This window comes from Halorarum salinum (assembly GCF_013402875.1).
In the GTDB taxonomy this organism is placed as follows: Archaea; Halobacteriota; Halobacteria; order Halobacteriales; family Haloferacaceae; genus Halorarum; species Halorarum salinum.
Genome location: NZ_CP058579.1, coordinates 414832 through 428231 on the forward strand (window position 1 = coordinate 414832; position 13400 = coordinate 428231).

Here is a 13400-nt window from a genome sequence, read left to right on the forward strand (position 1 = left end):
ACCGGCGCGCGTGACCGCGAAGGCGGACGAAGTACGGTCGAGCGGACGTTCGACGTCCGGGCTTCCGCGGTCGTCCGGCGTCGGGGGAGACGGCGCCGGTACGCCGCGGAACCGCATCGCTCGGAGGCAACTCCTATTACCGGCCCGCAGGTAAGGGCGGGTAATGGCGAGATGCGAGGTGTGCGGCGAGTACGAGAACATGCCGTACCAGTGCCGTCGCTGCGGGCGGACGTTCTGCGCGGAACATCGGCTCCCGGAGAACCACGACTGTCCGGGGCTGAACGAGTGGAACGACCCCGGCGGCGTCTTCGACTCGGGGTTCGACGACTCCGTGGACGACCGCGGCGGCGACTCGGGCGGCGTGACCTCGCGGATGAGCTCCTACGTGGACCGGCAGACCTCCACCGGCGGCGCAGTCGGGTTCTTCAGGGGGAACATGACGTTCGTGTTCCTCGGGCTGATGTGGCTCACCTTCGCCGCACAGCTCGTCGTCGGGGGCCTGGTCTCGCGCCAGCTCGAACTCGACCTGTTCGTCCTCCAGTTCGCCCACCCCGAGTACGTCTGGGCGTGGTTCACCTCCATCTTCGCCCACGGCGGGTTCACCCACATCGTGTTCAACAGCATCGTGCTGTACTTCTTCGGACCGGTCGTCGAGCGGCGACTGGGGTCGAAGCGCTTCACCGCGCTGTTCCTCGCGTCGGGCGCGCTCGCCGGCCTCGCGCAGGTCGGCGCGACCCTCTACATGACCGGCGGCGCGCTGCCGCGCTCGCCCGGCGTCGTCGGCGCCTCGGGCGCCATCATGGCCGTCATGGGGCTGTTGACGGTGCTCCGGCCGAACCTGAAGGTGTACCTCTACTTCATCCTCCCCATGCCGCTGTGGGTGCTCACGCTCGGGTTCGCCGCGTTCTCCATCTTCGCGGGGCTGGGAACGTTCGGGAACGGGAACGTCGCGAACTGGGCCCACCTCGCCGGCCTCGGGATGGGCCTCGCGTACGGCGCGCTCGTGAAGGGTGAACGACAGGCGCCCGAGTCGCTCCGGTTCGGCGGGCCGGGCGGACCCGGCGGCCCGGGTCGCGGCCGGTTCTGAATGCCGGACGTCGTCCGCCCGGAGTTCCGCCCCGACCCCTCGCTCTCCCGCGAGGCGATGGAGGCGCTCCAGCGGGACGTCGCGGCCGCCGCCGTCTTCGAGGACGACCTGGGGTTCGACCCCGCCGCGGTCCGACTCGACGCCGGCCAACGGTCGCTCGCGACCGGCGTCGAGCCCGCGGCCGGCGCGGACGCCACGGACGGCACGAACACCGCCGACGCCGCCGCCCGGTTCCCGGACCCGCCCCTCGTCGCGGGCATCGACCAGGCGTTCCTCGACGATCGGGCCGTCTCGGCGGTCGTGGTGACGCGGGGAAGCGAGGTCGTCGAGCGGACCTACGCCGTCTCGCCGCTGGACGTCCCGTACATCCCCGGCCTGCTCTCGTTCCGCGAGGGCGGCCCCGTCCTCGACGCGCTGGCGACCCTGGATGCCGAACCGGACCTGTACGTCCTCGACGGGAGCGGGCGGGTCCACTTCCGCGAGGCCGGCATCGCCACCCACGTGGGCGTCATGCTCGACGCGCCCGCCGTCGGCGTCGCCAAGAGCCTCCTCTGCGGGAGGCTGGAGGAGGAACCGGACGGCCGGCCCGCGGGCTGGCGGACGCCCATCCTGGCGAACGGCCGGGTCACGGCCCCCGAGGGGACCGTCATCGGCTACGCCTACCAGTCACGCCAGTACGACACCAATCCCGTCATCAACCCGCTGTACGTCAGCCCGGGCCACCGCGTGAGCGCCGAGACGACGGTCGATCTGGTCGCCGGGTTGTGCGACGGCTACAAGCTCCCCGAGCCGACGCGGCTGGCGGACTCGTACGCCGACGATGCGAAGCGCGAGGTTCGTAAGGGGTAGTTCGTTTCGTTCGGATCGCCCGCCCCTGCGACGCTCGGTTCGTTGATCGGTTCGGGCATCGTAGCGCAGACGCCGAAAGCCCCCGCGACTGTCGGCTCGGTGCGGCCGCTGTGCTCCTCGCGCCCTCACTGCGTTCGGACGCTGTGGTGCTTGACGGTCCGCGCCAGCGCCGACGGCCGCGGCCCCTTTCAGTCCCACCCGCCGCACCCACAGCCACCCCAGCCGATCGCGATGCTCGCTCGCTGCGCGTCTCGTCCCTCGCGCGTCGTTGGCCGCGCACTACCCGGGACCTTCGGTCCCGTGCGGTCACCCTCGCTCGCGTGACCGAGGCGCGGCCGCCGCGCGCCAACCGGCGGGTTCGTCGAGCGCACCTCGGCGACGGCTTCGGAACTCTCCTCGAACGGCCCAGGCCCGAATCGCGGAGCGGGGAGAAACACGAACGGCCGAGGGGGCCGAAAGTTAACACCCAGGCCGCCGACGTGGGGACATGGAACGGACGGTCCTCATCACAGGCTGCTCGTCCGGCATCGGGCGCGCGACCGCCGAGGCGTTTCTCGACGAGGAGTGGACGGTGTACGCGACTGCCCGGAACCCCGCCGACGTCCAGACGCTGGGCGAGCGGGAGGGCTGTCGGATCGCCTCCATCGACGTGACCGACCCGGACGACGTCGAACGGGTCGTCGACGAGATGCTCGACGAGACCGGCCGCATCGACTGCCTGGTGAACAACGCCGGCTACGGGCAGATCGGACCCGTCGAGGACGTGTCCACCGACGCCGTGGAGGCCCAGTTCGACGTGAATGTCTTCGGGCCTCACAGGCTCGTCAGGGCAGTCCTCCCGGCGATGCGCCGGCGCGAGGACGGCACCATCGTCAACGTCTCCAGCGTGCTCGGCCGGACGGTCGTCCCGGGCACGGGAGTGTACGCGGCATCGAAGCACGCGCTGGAGGCGATGAGCGACGCCCTCCGGAGCGAGGTCCGCGAGTTCGGCGTCGACGTGGCGCTCGTCGAGCCCGGTCCGGTCGACAGCATGTTCGAGGACCGCGCCAGGGCCGAACTCGAGGGGCTCGACCGCTCGGGCGCCTACGAGTCGTTCTACGGCCTCTACGAGGACTACGACGCCGTCGGCGGGGGCGGCGTCGGCTCGATCCCTCCCGAACGGGTCGCCGAGGAGATCGTCAACGCCGCGAGCGCGACCAAGCCGGCCGCCCGCTACCCCGTCGGCCCGCTCGCCAAAGCCGGCGAGGTCGGGCGCTACGTCCCGACGTGGCTCGCCGACGGGGTCTGGTCGCTCGTGCGAAAGCTCGGATGACCGCGACTGGTGCGATGAAACGACCGACCGCCGATGACTGACGAACGACTCCGCCGGCTCCACGACCACCTCGACGCGACCGCCGAACTCCCGGTCGAGCGGGAGGCGAGCGCGTACCTCGGCGAGGCGGAGGCGGTCGCCCGGGACCTCGTCGAACGGTCCGCCGAGTCCGCGGTCGTGCGCGAGCGAACCGGCCACGTGCGTGACCTGCTGGCCGAGATCGAGGGAACGGGGAACACGGACGCCGACGAGCACGTCGCGGAGGCGCGCGCGCTCGCGAGCGAACTCGCGGGGGAGGGCGCCGACGATTAGGCGAGGCAGGCCGCGACGACCCGAAGCGCGTCCGGCCCGCGGACCTCGTCGGCGAGCAGGGGGATCCGCCTCACGTCGCGGCCGCGGAACAGGTCGGTCGAGCGCGAGAGGGCGGACTGCTGGACCTCCCAGCGGCGCTGGCAGAACTCACAGCCCTCTAGATCCGGCGTGACGACCCAGTCGTCGTCGATGGCCCCGCCGGCCACGTCGCCCGGGTCCTCCATCACCCGGTTCACGACGAGCGTCCGGACGGGAATCCCGAACTCGTCGAGCCGTTCGACGAGGCGCTCGGACTCCATGACGCTCATCTCCTCGGGCACCATCACGACCCGGAAATCGGTTCGCTCGGGGTCCCGGAGCACCGACCGCAGGCGCGCTATCCGACCTTTCAACTCGTCGAGGTCCGGCCCGCCGGGGCCGCCCTCGCCCATCCCGAACAGCCCCTTCATCCCCTCCATCATCCCGGAGAACCGCTGACGGAGCCTCATCAGGCGACCGACCATCGAGTCCAGCAGTTCGGGAAGCTGGAGCAGTCGGAGCGTGTGGCCGGTCGGGGCGGTGTCGACGACGACGCGGTCGAACCGCGGGTCGTCGAGGTGTTCGAGCAACTGGCGCATCGCCGCGGCCTCGTCCGCGCCGGGCATCGGCCCGCCGAGCATCGCGCCGAGCGGCCCGTCCTCCATCGGACCGGCCCCCGTCGACCCGTCCCCGGCCGATCCGCCCCCCATGGCCCCTCCCAACCCGCCGAGGCCCCCGAGGGGGTTCCCCGCCGACGGGTCCGCGTCCTCGCCCGCTCCCGCCGCGTCGCCGAACAGCCCCTCGTCCATCGCGGCGTCGGGGTCGATCTCGGCTGCGTACAGCGGCACGTCCTCGTGGATGCGCGAGGGCTCGGCCGGAATCGAGGTCCCGAGCGTGTCCGACAGCGAGTGGGCCGGGTCGGTCGAGACGACGAGCGTCGCGACGCCGTCGGCCGCGCTCGCGAGCGCGGTCGCGGCCGCACAGGTCGTCTTCCCGACCCCGCCCTTCCCGCCGTAGAGGACGTACTCGGGCGCGTCGCGCTCGGCGGTCCCCGCGACGTCGACCGCCTCCCCCATCCGCGTCCCCGCTCCCGGTACGGCGTCCTCCTCCCCGTCGTCCACGCGTTCGACGGGTTCGACGTCGATGTCGCTCATTACGTCCGTCGAGGCGTTCGGGACTTGTCTATCCGTTGGTCCCCGTCGAGCCGCGGCCGTCGCGGACTCCGTCGAGCCGACGGTCGAACCACGTCTTGGATACGAGGGTTCAAGTACGAAACCGCAACCAGAACCCCGCGGACGTCCACGGTCCCGACGGCGATCGGGACCGACAGTCCGCGTAGGCCCTCACGGGCCCGAGCCATCCGGCGACGGCCGCTCGAACGGCCCGCGAGCGGCTACGAGAAGTAGTCCGCGAGCCGTGTGGCCGCCTCCTCGACGCGGGGGGTGACGAGCGCGAACCGGAACCATTCCGCACGCGCCGAGCCGAACGTCTCGCCCGGCATCCCGGCGACGCCCGCCCCGTCGACGAGTCGCTTCGCGTTCGCCATCGTCCCCGGGAAGCCGTCGAACCGCGCGAGCACGTAGAACGCCCCGTCGGGAGTGGTGTACTCGGCGTCCGCCACGTCGAGCGCGTCCGTGAAGGTGCTCACCCGGTCGCGGAGCATCGACCTGACCCGCTCGTAGTACTCCGGTTCCGTCCCCCGGAGCGCCCGGAGCACCGCGACCTGCGGCGGCCGGGACGTGGCGACGTTCACGAGCATGTGCCGCGTCTTCGCGCCGCCGACGAACTGCTCGGGGAGCACCGCGTAGCCGACGCGGAAGCCGGTGATCGCCATCGACTTCGAGAAGCCCGAAGTGACGATCACGCGGTCCGAGTCGAGCGTCAGCGCCGACTCGAACCCGCCCGTGAAGTCGAAGTGGTCGTACACCTCGTCGGAGACGAGCGTCGCGTCCACCTCCGCCGCGAGGTCGGCCAGGTCCCGCATCGTCTCCCGGGAGTACACCGCCCCGGTGGGGTTGTTCGGCGTGTTCACCAGGACGAGCGCGGTGTCCTCGCTGGCCGCCTCGCGGAAGCGATCCGGGTCGATGGAGCCGTCGCGCTCGGTCGGCACCAGGGTCGTGTCGCCGCCGAGCAGTTCGGTCTTGCCGGGGTAGTACGGGTACACCGGATCCGCGAGGAGCACCTCGGAGCCGGCGTTCCGATCCAGCGCCGCCGCCATCGCGAGGTAGTTCGCCTCGCCCGTCCCGTTGGTGACGACGATCCGACCCGGGTCGACGTTCCGGCGCGCGGCGATCTCCTCGCGCAGTTCCACGAGCCCCTCGCTCGGGGGGTACTGGAACTCGTCCGGTTCCGCGTCTGCGTACTCCCGGAGTCCGTCCCGGAGCGCGGTCGGCGGCTCCCAGTCCGGGTCGCCCGACACCATGTCCACCACGTCTCCCTCGGCAGCCCTGGCGTACTGCATCAGGTGGAAGAACTGCGGCCGCTCGTAGTTCATGGGCGTCGCTGGGTCCCCGCCGGTCTTTACTCCCGCGGTCACGACGTCGGCACCGGCCCGTCGACGCCGACCCGCGGATATTTGACCGAACCCGACCAAGCGGCCGCCATGGACGAACCCGCGATCGACCCGCCGATCGAGGAGCGCGTCGGCGACGCCCTTCGGGCGGCCGGGGCGACCGTCGCGACGGCCGAATCGTGTACAGGCGGGCTGGTCGGTTCCCTGCTGACCGACGTCCCCGGGTCGAGCGACTACTTCGACCGGGGGGTGGTGACCTACTCCTACGACGCGAAGCTGACCGAACTCGCGGTCCCGCGCGAGCACCTCGACGAGGAGGGCGCCGTCTCGAGGCCGGTCGCCAGGGCGATGGCCCGCGGGATACGCGACACCGCGGGGACCGACTGGGGCGTCGCCACGACGGGCATCGCCGGCCCCTCGGGCGGGACCGAGGAGAAGCCGGTCGGCACCGTGTTCGTCGGGGTCGCCCGTCGCGGGGACTGGGGGACCGGCGAGAGCGGCGCGGCCGTCTCGCGCTACGAGTTCGACGGGAGCAGGGCCGAGATCAAGGGGCGGATCGCCCGGCGGGCGCTCGCGGACCTGCTCGAATCGGTGGAGGGGGACGAAGGGAACTGAAGCCGCCTCGCGGAACTCCGGGCCGAATCGGAGTCGACTCAGTAGACGGAGACCTCGTCGAACCGGCCCCGGTAGGCGATGTGGCGGGGGTGGGTCGGCTCCATCCCCGACAGGAACAGCCGGTCCAGTTTCCCGTAGGAGTTCTCGATTCCGAGGTGGGCAAACTCGGCCAGCCGGCGCGCTCGCGTCGCCGGGTCGGACCGCTTCACGACCGTCCGCTCCACGCGGTCCCTGAGCGCGGCGACCAGCGCCTCCTCGTCGCGCACGTCGTCCTCGAACTCGGTCCAGGCGGCGCCGACGGTGCCGCGAAGGTGGGCGTACGAGGAGCCGAACCCCGGAACGTCGAACGCGTTCGAGATCCGGACGCCGCGCTCGTTCTGTCGGGCGAACAGCTTCGCGTTGTACGTCTCCACGGCGTGGAGGCGGTTCCGATACGCGCTCACCTCGGCGCGCGTGAGGCTCACGTTCATGAACTCCGGGTGGGGGACGAGAACGGCGGCCTCCTGTCGCTCGAACTCGGCGAGCGCGGCCTCGTAGGTGACGAAGTCCGGGACCGGCTCCGAGAGGCCGAGCGCGAGGAGGTGACGGCGGTTCCGCCAGTCGCCGGTGAACACCTCCCGGGCGGGAACGACGGTCACCTCGTCCGTCGAGTACCGCCTCGAGCGGGCGCGGATCTCCGGGAGCCGGGTGAAGTGGGGGGCGTACACCAGCGTGTCGACCCCCGCCTCGGCGGCGCGCTCGACGACTCGCTCGTCGAGCACTTTCACGTGGAGGTCGACGCGTGTCGGGGCGTCGCTCACGACAGGAAATCGACGGGACGGAGGTTAGTGGTTGCGCTTCCGGCGGTCCCGAGAAACGCTTTTGGGGGCGCCGGGCGTGGAACCCCGCATGACCCGGTGGGCCTGCGCGATCGGCGGGTGCGACGCGTCGTTCGAGGGCGTCGAGGACGCCGTCGTCCACCAGACGGAGCGCCACGAGCGCCACGAGTGCAAGGTGTGTGGCACCGTCGTCCCCGACGGCTACTTCGCCATCCGACACGCGTTCGACGAGCACACGCGCGCCGAGTTCGTCCGGGCTTACGACGCCGACTCCGACGCGGTCCGGGTGCGCGAGGAAGTGAAGGAGGACGTCGAGTCGGAGGTCGACCTCGAGTCGGTCGTCGAACGCATCAACGGAGCGGTGTAGCCGGGACCGGCGGCGCGGCGTGGGGGACTACCGTTCGTCGCTGTCCAGCACGCGGATCTGGTCCCCGCGGACCGTCACCGGGATCGGGACCGTCGCCTCGTACAGTTCGACGGTCACCTGGTCCTTGCCCTCGTCGATGCGCTGGACCTGCGCCTTCTCGCCCTTGAACGGGCCGGCGATGAGTTCGACGATGTCGCCCTCCGCGATCCCCTCGACGTCCGGGGTCGGCGAGAGGAAGTGTTCGACCTCGGACATGGAGGATCGGCCGGCCTCGCCGTCGGGGCCCTCGACGAGCCCGCGGGCGTGGGGAACCTCCTCCAGCACGCGGCGGATGATCGCGTCCCCGTCGGCCTCGACGAGCACGTAGCTCGTGAGCTGGTCGGGCGCGAGCACCGCGTGGATCTCCGACATCTCCTTGCTGGCGATCATGTCGGCGACGGTGCGCTCCTGGCTCGCCGTCGTCTTCACCGAGAAGATGGGCAACTCAGACACCCCCCGGGAGGAACGACATGACCGCGAAGATGACGAACCCGAGGAAGCCGACGAGGAAGATGCCCGCACCGGCGATCTTCGAGACCTGGGAGAACTCCTCCCAGGAGGGCGTGCTCGCCAGTTTGAGCACCCGTACGTAGCTGTTCAGGTCGTACTTGACGTCCATCGTTGCCGGGGATACTTCGCCGTGGCATCTATATCTGTTGCATCCGGTGTGAGCGCGGACGGCCGTAGGCAGGTGTTCCTGGTCCGCTGAACGGCGGTCATGGCGGTCGATCGTCCGGGCCCCGTTCGGTCGGAGGTGAGGCGGATCGGATCGCGACGGAGCGTGCGGATCGACGACCGGGCGTTCTCGAACGACGGGTGGCGGGAAGTCGCGTCGAAACGGTGGCACGTACCCGTCGAACCGGATTCGGAGTCACACGCCGTCGAGTTCCCCGAACCGCTCGGGCGGGTGCCGATGGTTCGTCGCCCGTTCGAAGCCGTACGCAAGCTCGAACAGGCGAGGTTCGGCGAAGTCCCGCCCGAGGAGTTCGACGCCGACCGGGAGTCCGGCGTCCGTGAAGCCGGCCGGAACGACGATCGCGGGCAGCCCCGTGTGTGCCGAGAGCTCGCAGTTCATCTCCGTGAACGGCTGGTGCTCTGGAATCTCGACGGGCGGAACCCTCGACGGTGGGTACAGCAGGGCATCGAGGTCGAGTTCGGTCATGCGGGAGAGCGTGGTCCCTCTCAGTCGCTGCCGTCGCCGGAGCCGGCGGAGGTACCCCGCGTTCTCGTCCAGCGATTCGACGTCGACGTCCAGGATGCCGGCCTCGTCGATCCTCGATTCGATCGAGGGTGCGATCTCCCCCGTCCCGTGGACCTCCGCCAGCGAACCGTACGGCGCTGCGTCCCCGAGTTCCGAGAGGTACCGGTCGAAGTCGCGAGCGAACTCGTACTGGAGAACGCGGGCGCTCTTCAGGAAGTCGACGTCGACCACGTCGACGGGGTCGACGATCGCCGCGCCGGCCGCGGCCATCTCCTCGACGGCTTCCTCGACGACGGTCGTCACGGCGGCAGCGTCCGTCTCGGACGCGCTCTCCTCGTCCCGGAGGCCGAAGAACTCCCGTGCGACGCCGATGCGCGCGCCGTCGAGCCCGTCGGCGTCGAGGTGCGGGACGTACCCGTCCGCCGGAACCTCGTCCGCACCGGTCGCCGTGACCGGGTCGTCCGGGTCGTAGCCGGCCATGACCTCCAGCATTCGTGCGGCGTCAGCGACGGTCCGAGTGACGGGGCCGGCGGTGTCCTGGGTCTCGCTCAGCGGGACGATCCCCGACCGGCTGACCAGCCCCCTCGTCGGGCGGACGCCGACGAGGTCGTTGAACGCGGGCGGTGATCGGACGGACGAACAGGTGTCCGAGCCCGTCCCGACGGTGGCCAGGTTCGCCGCGACGGCCGCTGCCGTACCGCCGCTGGATCCGGAGGGTCGGCGGTCGAGGTCGTACGCGTTCCGCGTCTCGCCGCCGAGCGAGCTGATGGTGTCGACGCCGAACGACAGCTCCTGGAGGTTCGCCTTCGCGACGACGACGGCGCCGGCCTCCCGGAGCCGTTCGACGACGAACGCGTCCCGCGGCGGCCTGGACCCCGCGAGCGCTGCCGACCCCGCGGTGGTCGGCATGTCGTGGGTGTCCTGGTTGTCCTTGAGGATCACCGGAACGCCGTGAAGCGGTCCCGCGAGGCCGTCGCGCTCGAACCGCGCGTCGAGTCGGCGGGCACGCTCGCGAGCGTCGTCGTTCACTGCCAGGATCGCGTTCAGCCGGCCGTCGTACGCGTCGATACGCGCCAGATAGCGGTCGACGAGCGCTTCGGCGGTGACTCGCCCGTCCGCCATCGCGGCGTGAACGTCGGCGACGGTCGCCTCGACGACGTCGAACGAATCAGCGGGCGATGTGGACATCGGTGGTCGACTCGTGTGGTACGTCCCGGACCGACGACCTGAATCTGCCGGCCGAGGAAACGTGGGGACCACGGGGATTCTCGCTTTCCGAGCGCTTCCCCGATCTGCTGTAGCCGGGTGCGTCGCCGGCGCCCGTGACCCGTCCGTTCCGAGGGTTCCCGAGGCGGTCGTGCCGGCAGCGACCCGGGTGGTTCCCACGATGGAGCCGTGGCTCCAGGGTCGATCGAACGTTCGGAGGTAGAGCGGGAACCGTGGACCCTCTCGCCGACCGGTACGTCCTGCCCACCCGACTACTCCACGTAGTCGATGTCCTCGAGCTTCCGCTCCGCCTTCGCCTGGGCCGCGTCGTTTCGGCCGTAGATCTGGGGCGAATCGACGCCCGTGACGACGATCATCGTCCGCATCGTGCCGTCGAGTTCCTCGTCGATGGAGGTCCCCCAGATGATGCGCGCGTCGGGGTCGATCCGGTCGTAGATCTCCTCGACGACGCCCTCTGCCTCCTCGATGCTCATGTCAGACCCGCCGGTGACGTTCACCAGCGCGGAGTTCGCGCCGGAGATATCCACGTCGAGTAGCGGGGAACGGAGCGCCGACTGGACGGACTCCTGGGCCTTCGTGTCCGAGTCGGACTCGCCGAGGCCGATCATCGCGACGCCGCCCTTCTCCATGACGGTGCGGACGTCCGCGAAGTCGAGGTTCACGAGGCCGGGCTTGGTGATGAGCTCCGTGATGCCCTTCACCGAGCGCATCAGCACCTCGTCGGAGATCTTGAACGCCTGCCGGACGGGGAGCTTCCCGACGGCGTCGAGGAGCCGGTCGTTCGGGACGACGATGACGGTGTCGGCGACGTCACGCAGGCGCTCGAGACCCGCCTCGGCGTTGGTCCGCCGCACTTCGCCCTCGGCCGTGAACGGCGTCGTGACGATGGCGATGGTGAGCGCGCCGATCTCGCGGGCCGCCTTGGCGACGACGGGCGCCGAGCCGGTGCCGGTGCCGCCGCCCAGACCGGCCGTGACGAACACCATGTCGGAACCGGAGATGGAGTCGCGGATCTCCTCCTGGGACTCGATGGCCGCCTCCTCGCCGACCTGGGGGAGCGAGCCGGCGCCGCGGCCCTTCGTGCGGTCCTGGCCGATGAGGATCTTCGTGTCGGCCTCGATGTTCACGAGGTGCTGGACGTCGGTGTTGGCCGCGACCAGCTTCGCGCCGTGGATCCCCTCCTCGGCCATCCGGTTCACCGTGTTGCCGCCCGCGCCGCCGCAGCCGACCACGGTGATGTTCGTCTGGAGGTCCTGCAGGACGTCCTCCAGCTGTTCGTCGGTCATCTTGCCCGAGGTGGGGGTGCCCTCGGTCGGGTCGGAGGCGCCCGAAGCGGGGTCGTCCACCGTCGCACCCTCCGGCACGTCGGCGGACTGCCCCTCCCCTTCGGCCTCGTCGATCGCGTCCTCGACGATGGAGTCCATAGGTTATGCCGGGCCTACCTCCCCGGGCGTTATTATCCTTCCCCTCTCGTCTGCCACGCGTCAGACATTTCGGGGGCCTACCGCCCGATTCGGGGATCAGACTCGGAACCGCTCCTCGCGCTCGCGGCGGACCTCGGCCGGCCGGACGGTCTCCCCGCCGACCTCGACGGGTTCCCCGGCCGCGAGGCGGCCGAACTCCGGCCCCTCCGGGACGCCGCGCTCGACCGCGGCCGCCGGGTCGAACGCCGCGACCCGGGCGACGACCGCGCCGTCCAGTCGGGTAACCTCGTCGTACTTCCCCCGGAGGACGCGGGCGAGGTCGTCGATCAGTTCCTCGCGGGCGTCGGCGTGGGGGAACGCCGCCCGGCCGTCGGCGCGGGTGCCGTTCTCGCTCGTCTCGAAGGCGACCGAACGGGCCTCCACGGCCGCCAGCGTCGCGTCGGCGTCGATTCCGTGTGCCTCCGCCAGCAGGTCCGCCGGGAGCGAGTGGACCTCGTAGTCGGTCGACCGGGACTCCCCGAACCGCAACCCCTCGTCCACGGGCCGGAGGTCGGCCTCGAGCGCGGCCACCAGATCGAGCGGACGGTCGTCCGCCTCGCGCACCCAGGTCTCGCTCACGACGCGAACGCCGGACGGAACGTCGGTCCCGGCGTCCGCGTCCCCGTCCCCGAGGTCCCGGAGCGCGCGCTCCAGGGCGGGACGGTCGCCCTCGAGCAGCGCGAACCGGGCGTCGCTCGCCGCGAAGGCGGCCGCGAGCGTGTCACGGTGCTCGGCCGGGTGGCCGAGTTCCTCCAGTTGCCAGTCCGAGGCGACGTGGCCGACCCCCCACGCGGTCTCCCGGAGGACCCGCTCGAACCGCGGGGCGTAGTGGCCGCCGCCGAAGCCGACGAGGTGCCGCGGCGCGGACCCGTCGGAACCGTCCGCGTCGTCGACCCCCTCGACCGGACCGTCCCCCCCGTCGACGGCGACCGTCGCGTCCCGTTCCGGGAGGTCGAGGACGGCCCGCGCGACCGCCGCCGCGCCCGCCGGGTCGTCCCACTCGGCCTCGTCGCTGCCGAGTTCGGCGAAGACGGACGGGACCGCGACGTCTGTCGGGCCGTGGTGGGTGCACTCGACGGCCACGTCGTACCCCTCGGGCGCGTGCTCGTCGAACCCGGCGACGAGCGCGCGCTGGACGCCGGGGCAGGCGGGGGCGAACGCGCGGTCGCTCCCGCCGTACTCGGCCGGCCCGAAGTTCCCGGTGAAGTGGCAGGTGAGAAGCGGACCCGTGTCGCCGGAGTGGCGCGAGACGAACACGAGGAAGTCGGGGCGCTCGGAGAAGGCGGGCGTCGGGTCGTCGAGGCGGATGTGGAGGTCGTCGAACTCGCGGCGTTCGAGGACGGTCCCCCCGACCGTCGTCCGGTGGTACGTTCCGCCGCCGTCGGCGTCCGGTCGGGAGTCGTCCTCGCGTGCGGTCCAGTCGGCGAGCGCGAGCAACTGCTCGCCGGTGTGCTCGGAGGCGCTGTCGGCCCGTGAGACGACGACGGCGATCACGCCCGAGGGGAGGAGGCGGGGGCGGAAAACGGGGTCGATTCGCGCATGGCGGGAGCGAACCGGCCGATCGGCGCGCGGCGACCGGG

At 71.4% G+C, this 13400-nt stretch carries 14 protein-coding genes; 6 read left to right on the plus strand and 8 right to left on the minus strand.

The window, feature by feature from the left end:
• The first annotated feature begins 163 nt into the window (after positions 1-163).
• From HUG12_RS01915 to HUG12_RS01930, 4 genes are all read left to right on the plus strand, one after another.
• Positions 164-1087, plus strand: coding sequence for a rhomboid family intramembrane serine protease (locus HUG12_RS01915; RefSeq protein ID WP_179267151.1), 924 nt, complete (start codon positions 164-166; stop codon positions 1085-1087).
• Positions 1088-1936, plus strand: coding sequence for an endonuclease V (locus tag HUG12_RS01920; RefSeq protein ID WP_179267152.1), 849 nt, complete (start codon positions 1088-1090; stop codon positions 1934-1936). It abuts the gene before it with no gap.
• Positions 1937-2423: 487 nt separating this feature from the next.
• Positions 2424-3248: an SDR family oxidoreductase gene (locus HUG12_RS01925; RefSeq protein WP_179267153.1), complete on the plus strand. Its 825-nt coding sequence runs from the start codon at positions 2424-2426 to the stop codon at positions 3246-3248.
• Between the two features lie 33 nt (positions 3249-3281).
• On the plus strand, positions 3282-3560 hold the full coding sequence (locus HUG12_RS01930; RefSeq protein WP_179267154.1) for a hypothetical protein: 279 nt from the start codon (positions 3282-3284) through the stop codon (positions 3558-3560).
• Here the strand turns inward: HUG12_RS01930 and HUG12_RS01935 are convergent.
• Together HUG12_RS01935 and HUG12_RS01940 are read right to left on the minus strand one after the other, a co-directional pair.
• On the minus strand, positions 3557-4732 hold the full coding sequence (locus tag HUG12_RS01935) for an ArsA family ATPase (RefSeq protein ID WP_179267155.1): 1176 nt from the start codon (positions 4730-4732) through the stop codon (positions 3557-3559). The two genes, HUG12_RS01930 and HUG12_RS01935, sit on opposite strands and share 4 nt — an antisense overlap.
• Positions 4733-4971: 239 nt before the next feature.
• Positions 4972-6072 (minus strand): pyridoxal phosphate-dependent aminotransferase, encoded by a 1101-nt coding sequence (locus tag HUG12_RS01940; RefSeq protein WP_179267156.1) that lies wholly within the window; start codon positions 6070-6072, stop codon positions 4972-4974.
• Between the two features lie 108 nt (positions 6073-6180).
• Here HUG12_RS01940 and HUG12_RS01945 point away from each other — a divergent pair, with 108 nt between their 5' ends.
• Entirely contained in the window at positions 6181-6705 is a 525-nt protein-coding gene (locus HUG12_RS01945) for a CinA family protein (RefSeq protein ID WP_179267157.1), read from the plus strand.
• Between the two features lie 38 nt (positions 6706-6743).
• Here HUG12_RS01945 and HUG12_RS01950 read toward each other — a convergent pair whose 3' ends face one another.
• Positions 6744-7505 (minus strand): PHP domain-containing protein, encoded by a 762-nt coding sequence (locus HUG12_RS01950; RefSeq protein WP_179267158.1) that lies wholly within the window; start codon positions 7503-7505, stop codon positions 6744-6746.
• A gap of 88 nt (positions 7506-7593) precedes the next feature.
• Here HUG12_RS01950 and HUG12_RS01955 point away from each other — a divergent pair, with 88 nt between their 5' ends.
• Positions 7594-7890, plus strand: a complete 297-nt coding sequence (locus tag HUG12_RS01955) for a DUF7565 family protein (RefSeq protein WP_179267159.1) — start codon at positions 7594-7596, stop codon at positions 7888-7890.
• 27 nt (positions 7891-7917) lie between these two features.
• Here the strand turns inward: HUG12_RS01955 and HUG12_RS01960 are convergent, their stop codons facing one another.
• From HUG12_RS01960 to HUG12_RS01980, 5 genes are all read right to left on the minus strand, one after another.
• Positions 7918-8373, minus strand: a complete 456-nt coding sequence (locus HUG12_RS01960) for a transcription elongation factor Spt5 (RefSeq protein WP_179270539.1) — start codon at positions 8371-8373, stop codon at positions 7918-7920.
• Between the two features lies 1 nt (position 8374).
• A complete protein-coding gene (locus HUG12_RS01965) occupies positions 8375-8548 on the minus strand; it encodes a protein translocase SEC61 complex subunit gamma (RefSeq protein WP_179267160.1) in 174 nt (57 codons plus the stop codon).
• A gap of 252 nt (positions 8549-8800) precedes the next feature.
• Positions 8801-10318 (minus strand): amidase, encoded by a 1518-nt coding sequence (locus HUG12_RS01970; RefSeq protein WP_179267161.1) that lies wholly within the window; start codon positions 10316-10318, stop codon positions 8801-8803.
• 290 nt (positions 10319-10608) lie between these two features.
• Positions 10609-11781, minus strand: a complete 1173-nt coding sequence (gene ftsZ / locus HUG12_RS01975; RefSeq protein ID WP_179267162.1) for a cell division protein FtsZ — start codon at positions 11779-11781, stop codon at positions 10609-10611.
• A 96-nt stretch (positions 11782-11877) separates the two neighbouring features.
• Positions 11878-13314, minus strand: coding sequence for a D-aminoacyl-tRNA deacylase (locus HUG12_RS01980; protein WP_179267163.1), 1437 nt, complete (start codon positions 13312-13314; stop codon positions 11878-11880).
• Positions 13315-13400: the final 86 nt, after the last annotated feature.

Excerpts from the sequence above, each read along its gene's own strand:
- HUG12_RS01915 (WP_179267151.1), top strand. The coding sequence starts at position 164 with ATGGCGAGATGCGAGGTGTGCGGCGAGTACGAGAACATGCCGTACCAG.
- HUG12_RS01920 (WP_179267152.1), top strand. The coding sequence starts at position 1,088 with ATGCCGGACGTCGTCCGCCCGGAGTTCCGCCCCGACCCCTCGCTCTCC.
- HUG12_RS01925 (WP_179267153.1), top strand. The coding sequence starts at position 2,424 with ATGGAACGGACGGTCCTCATCACAGGCTGCTCGTCCGGCATCGGGCGC.
- HUG12_RS01930 (WP_179267154.1), top strand. The coding sequence starts at position 3,282 with ATGACTGACGAACGACTCCGCCGGCTCCACGACCACCTCGACGCGACC.
- HUG12_RS01935 (WP_179267155.1), bottom strand. The coding sequence starts at position 4,732 with ATGAGCGACATCGACGTCGAACCCGTCGAACGCGTGGACGACGGGGAG.
- HUG12_RS01940 (WP_179267156.1), bottom strand. The coding sequence starts at position 6,072 with ATGAACTACGAGCGGCCGCAGTTCTTCCACCTGATGCAGTACGCCAGG.
- HUG12_RS01945 (WP_179267157.1), top strand. The coding sequence starts at position 6,181 with ATGGACGAACCCGCGATCGACCCGCCGATCGAGGAGCGCGTCGGCGAC.
- HUG12_RS01955 (WP_179267159.1), top strand. The coding sequence starts at position 7,594 with ATGACCCGGTGGGCCTGCGCGATCGGCGGGTGCGACGCGTCGTTCGAG.
- HUG12_RS01965 (WP_179267160.1), bottom strand. The coding sequence starts at position 8,548 with ATGGACGTCAAGTACGACCTGAACAGCTACGTACGGGTGCTCAAACTG.
- HUG12_RS01970 (WP_179267161.1), bottom strand. The coding sequence starts at position 10,318 with ATGTCCACATCGCCCGCTGATTCGTTCGACGTCGTCGAGGCGACCGTC.
- ftsZ (WP_179267162.1), bottom strand. The coding sequence starts at position 11,781 with ATGGACTCCATCGTCGAGGACGCGATCGACGAGGCCGAAGGGGAGGGG.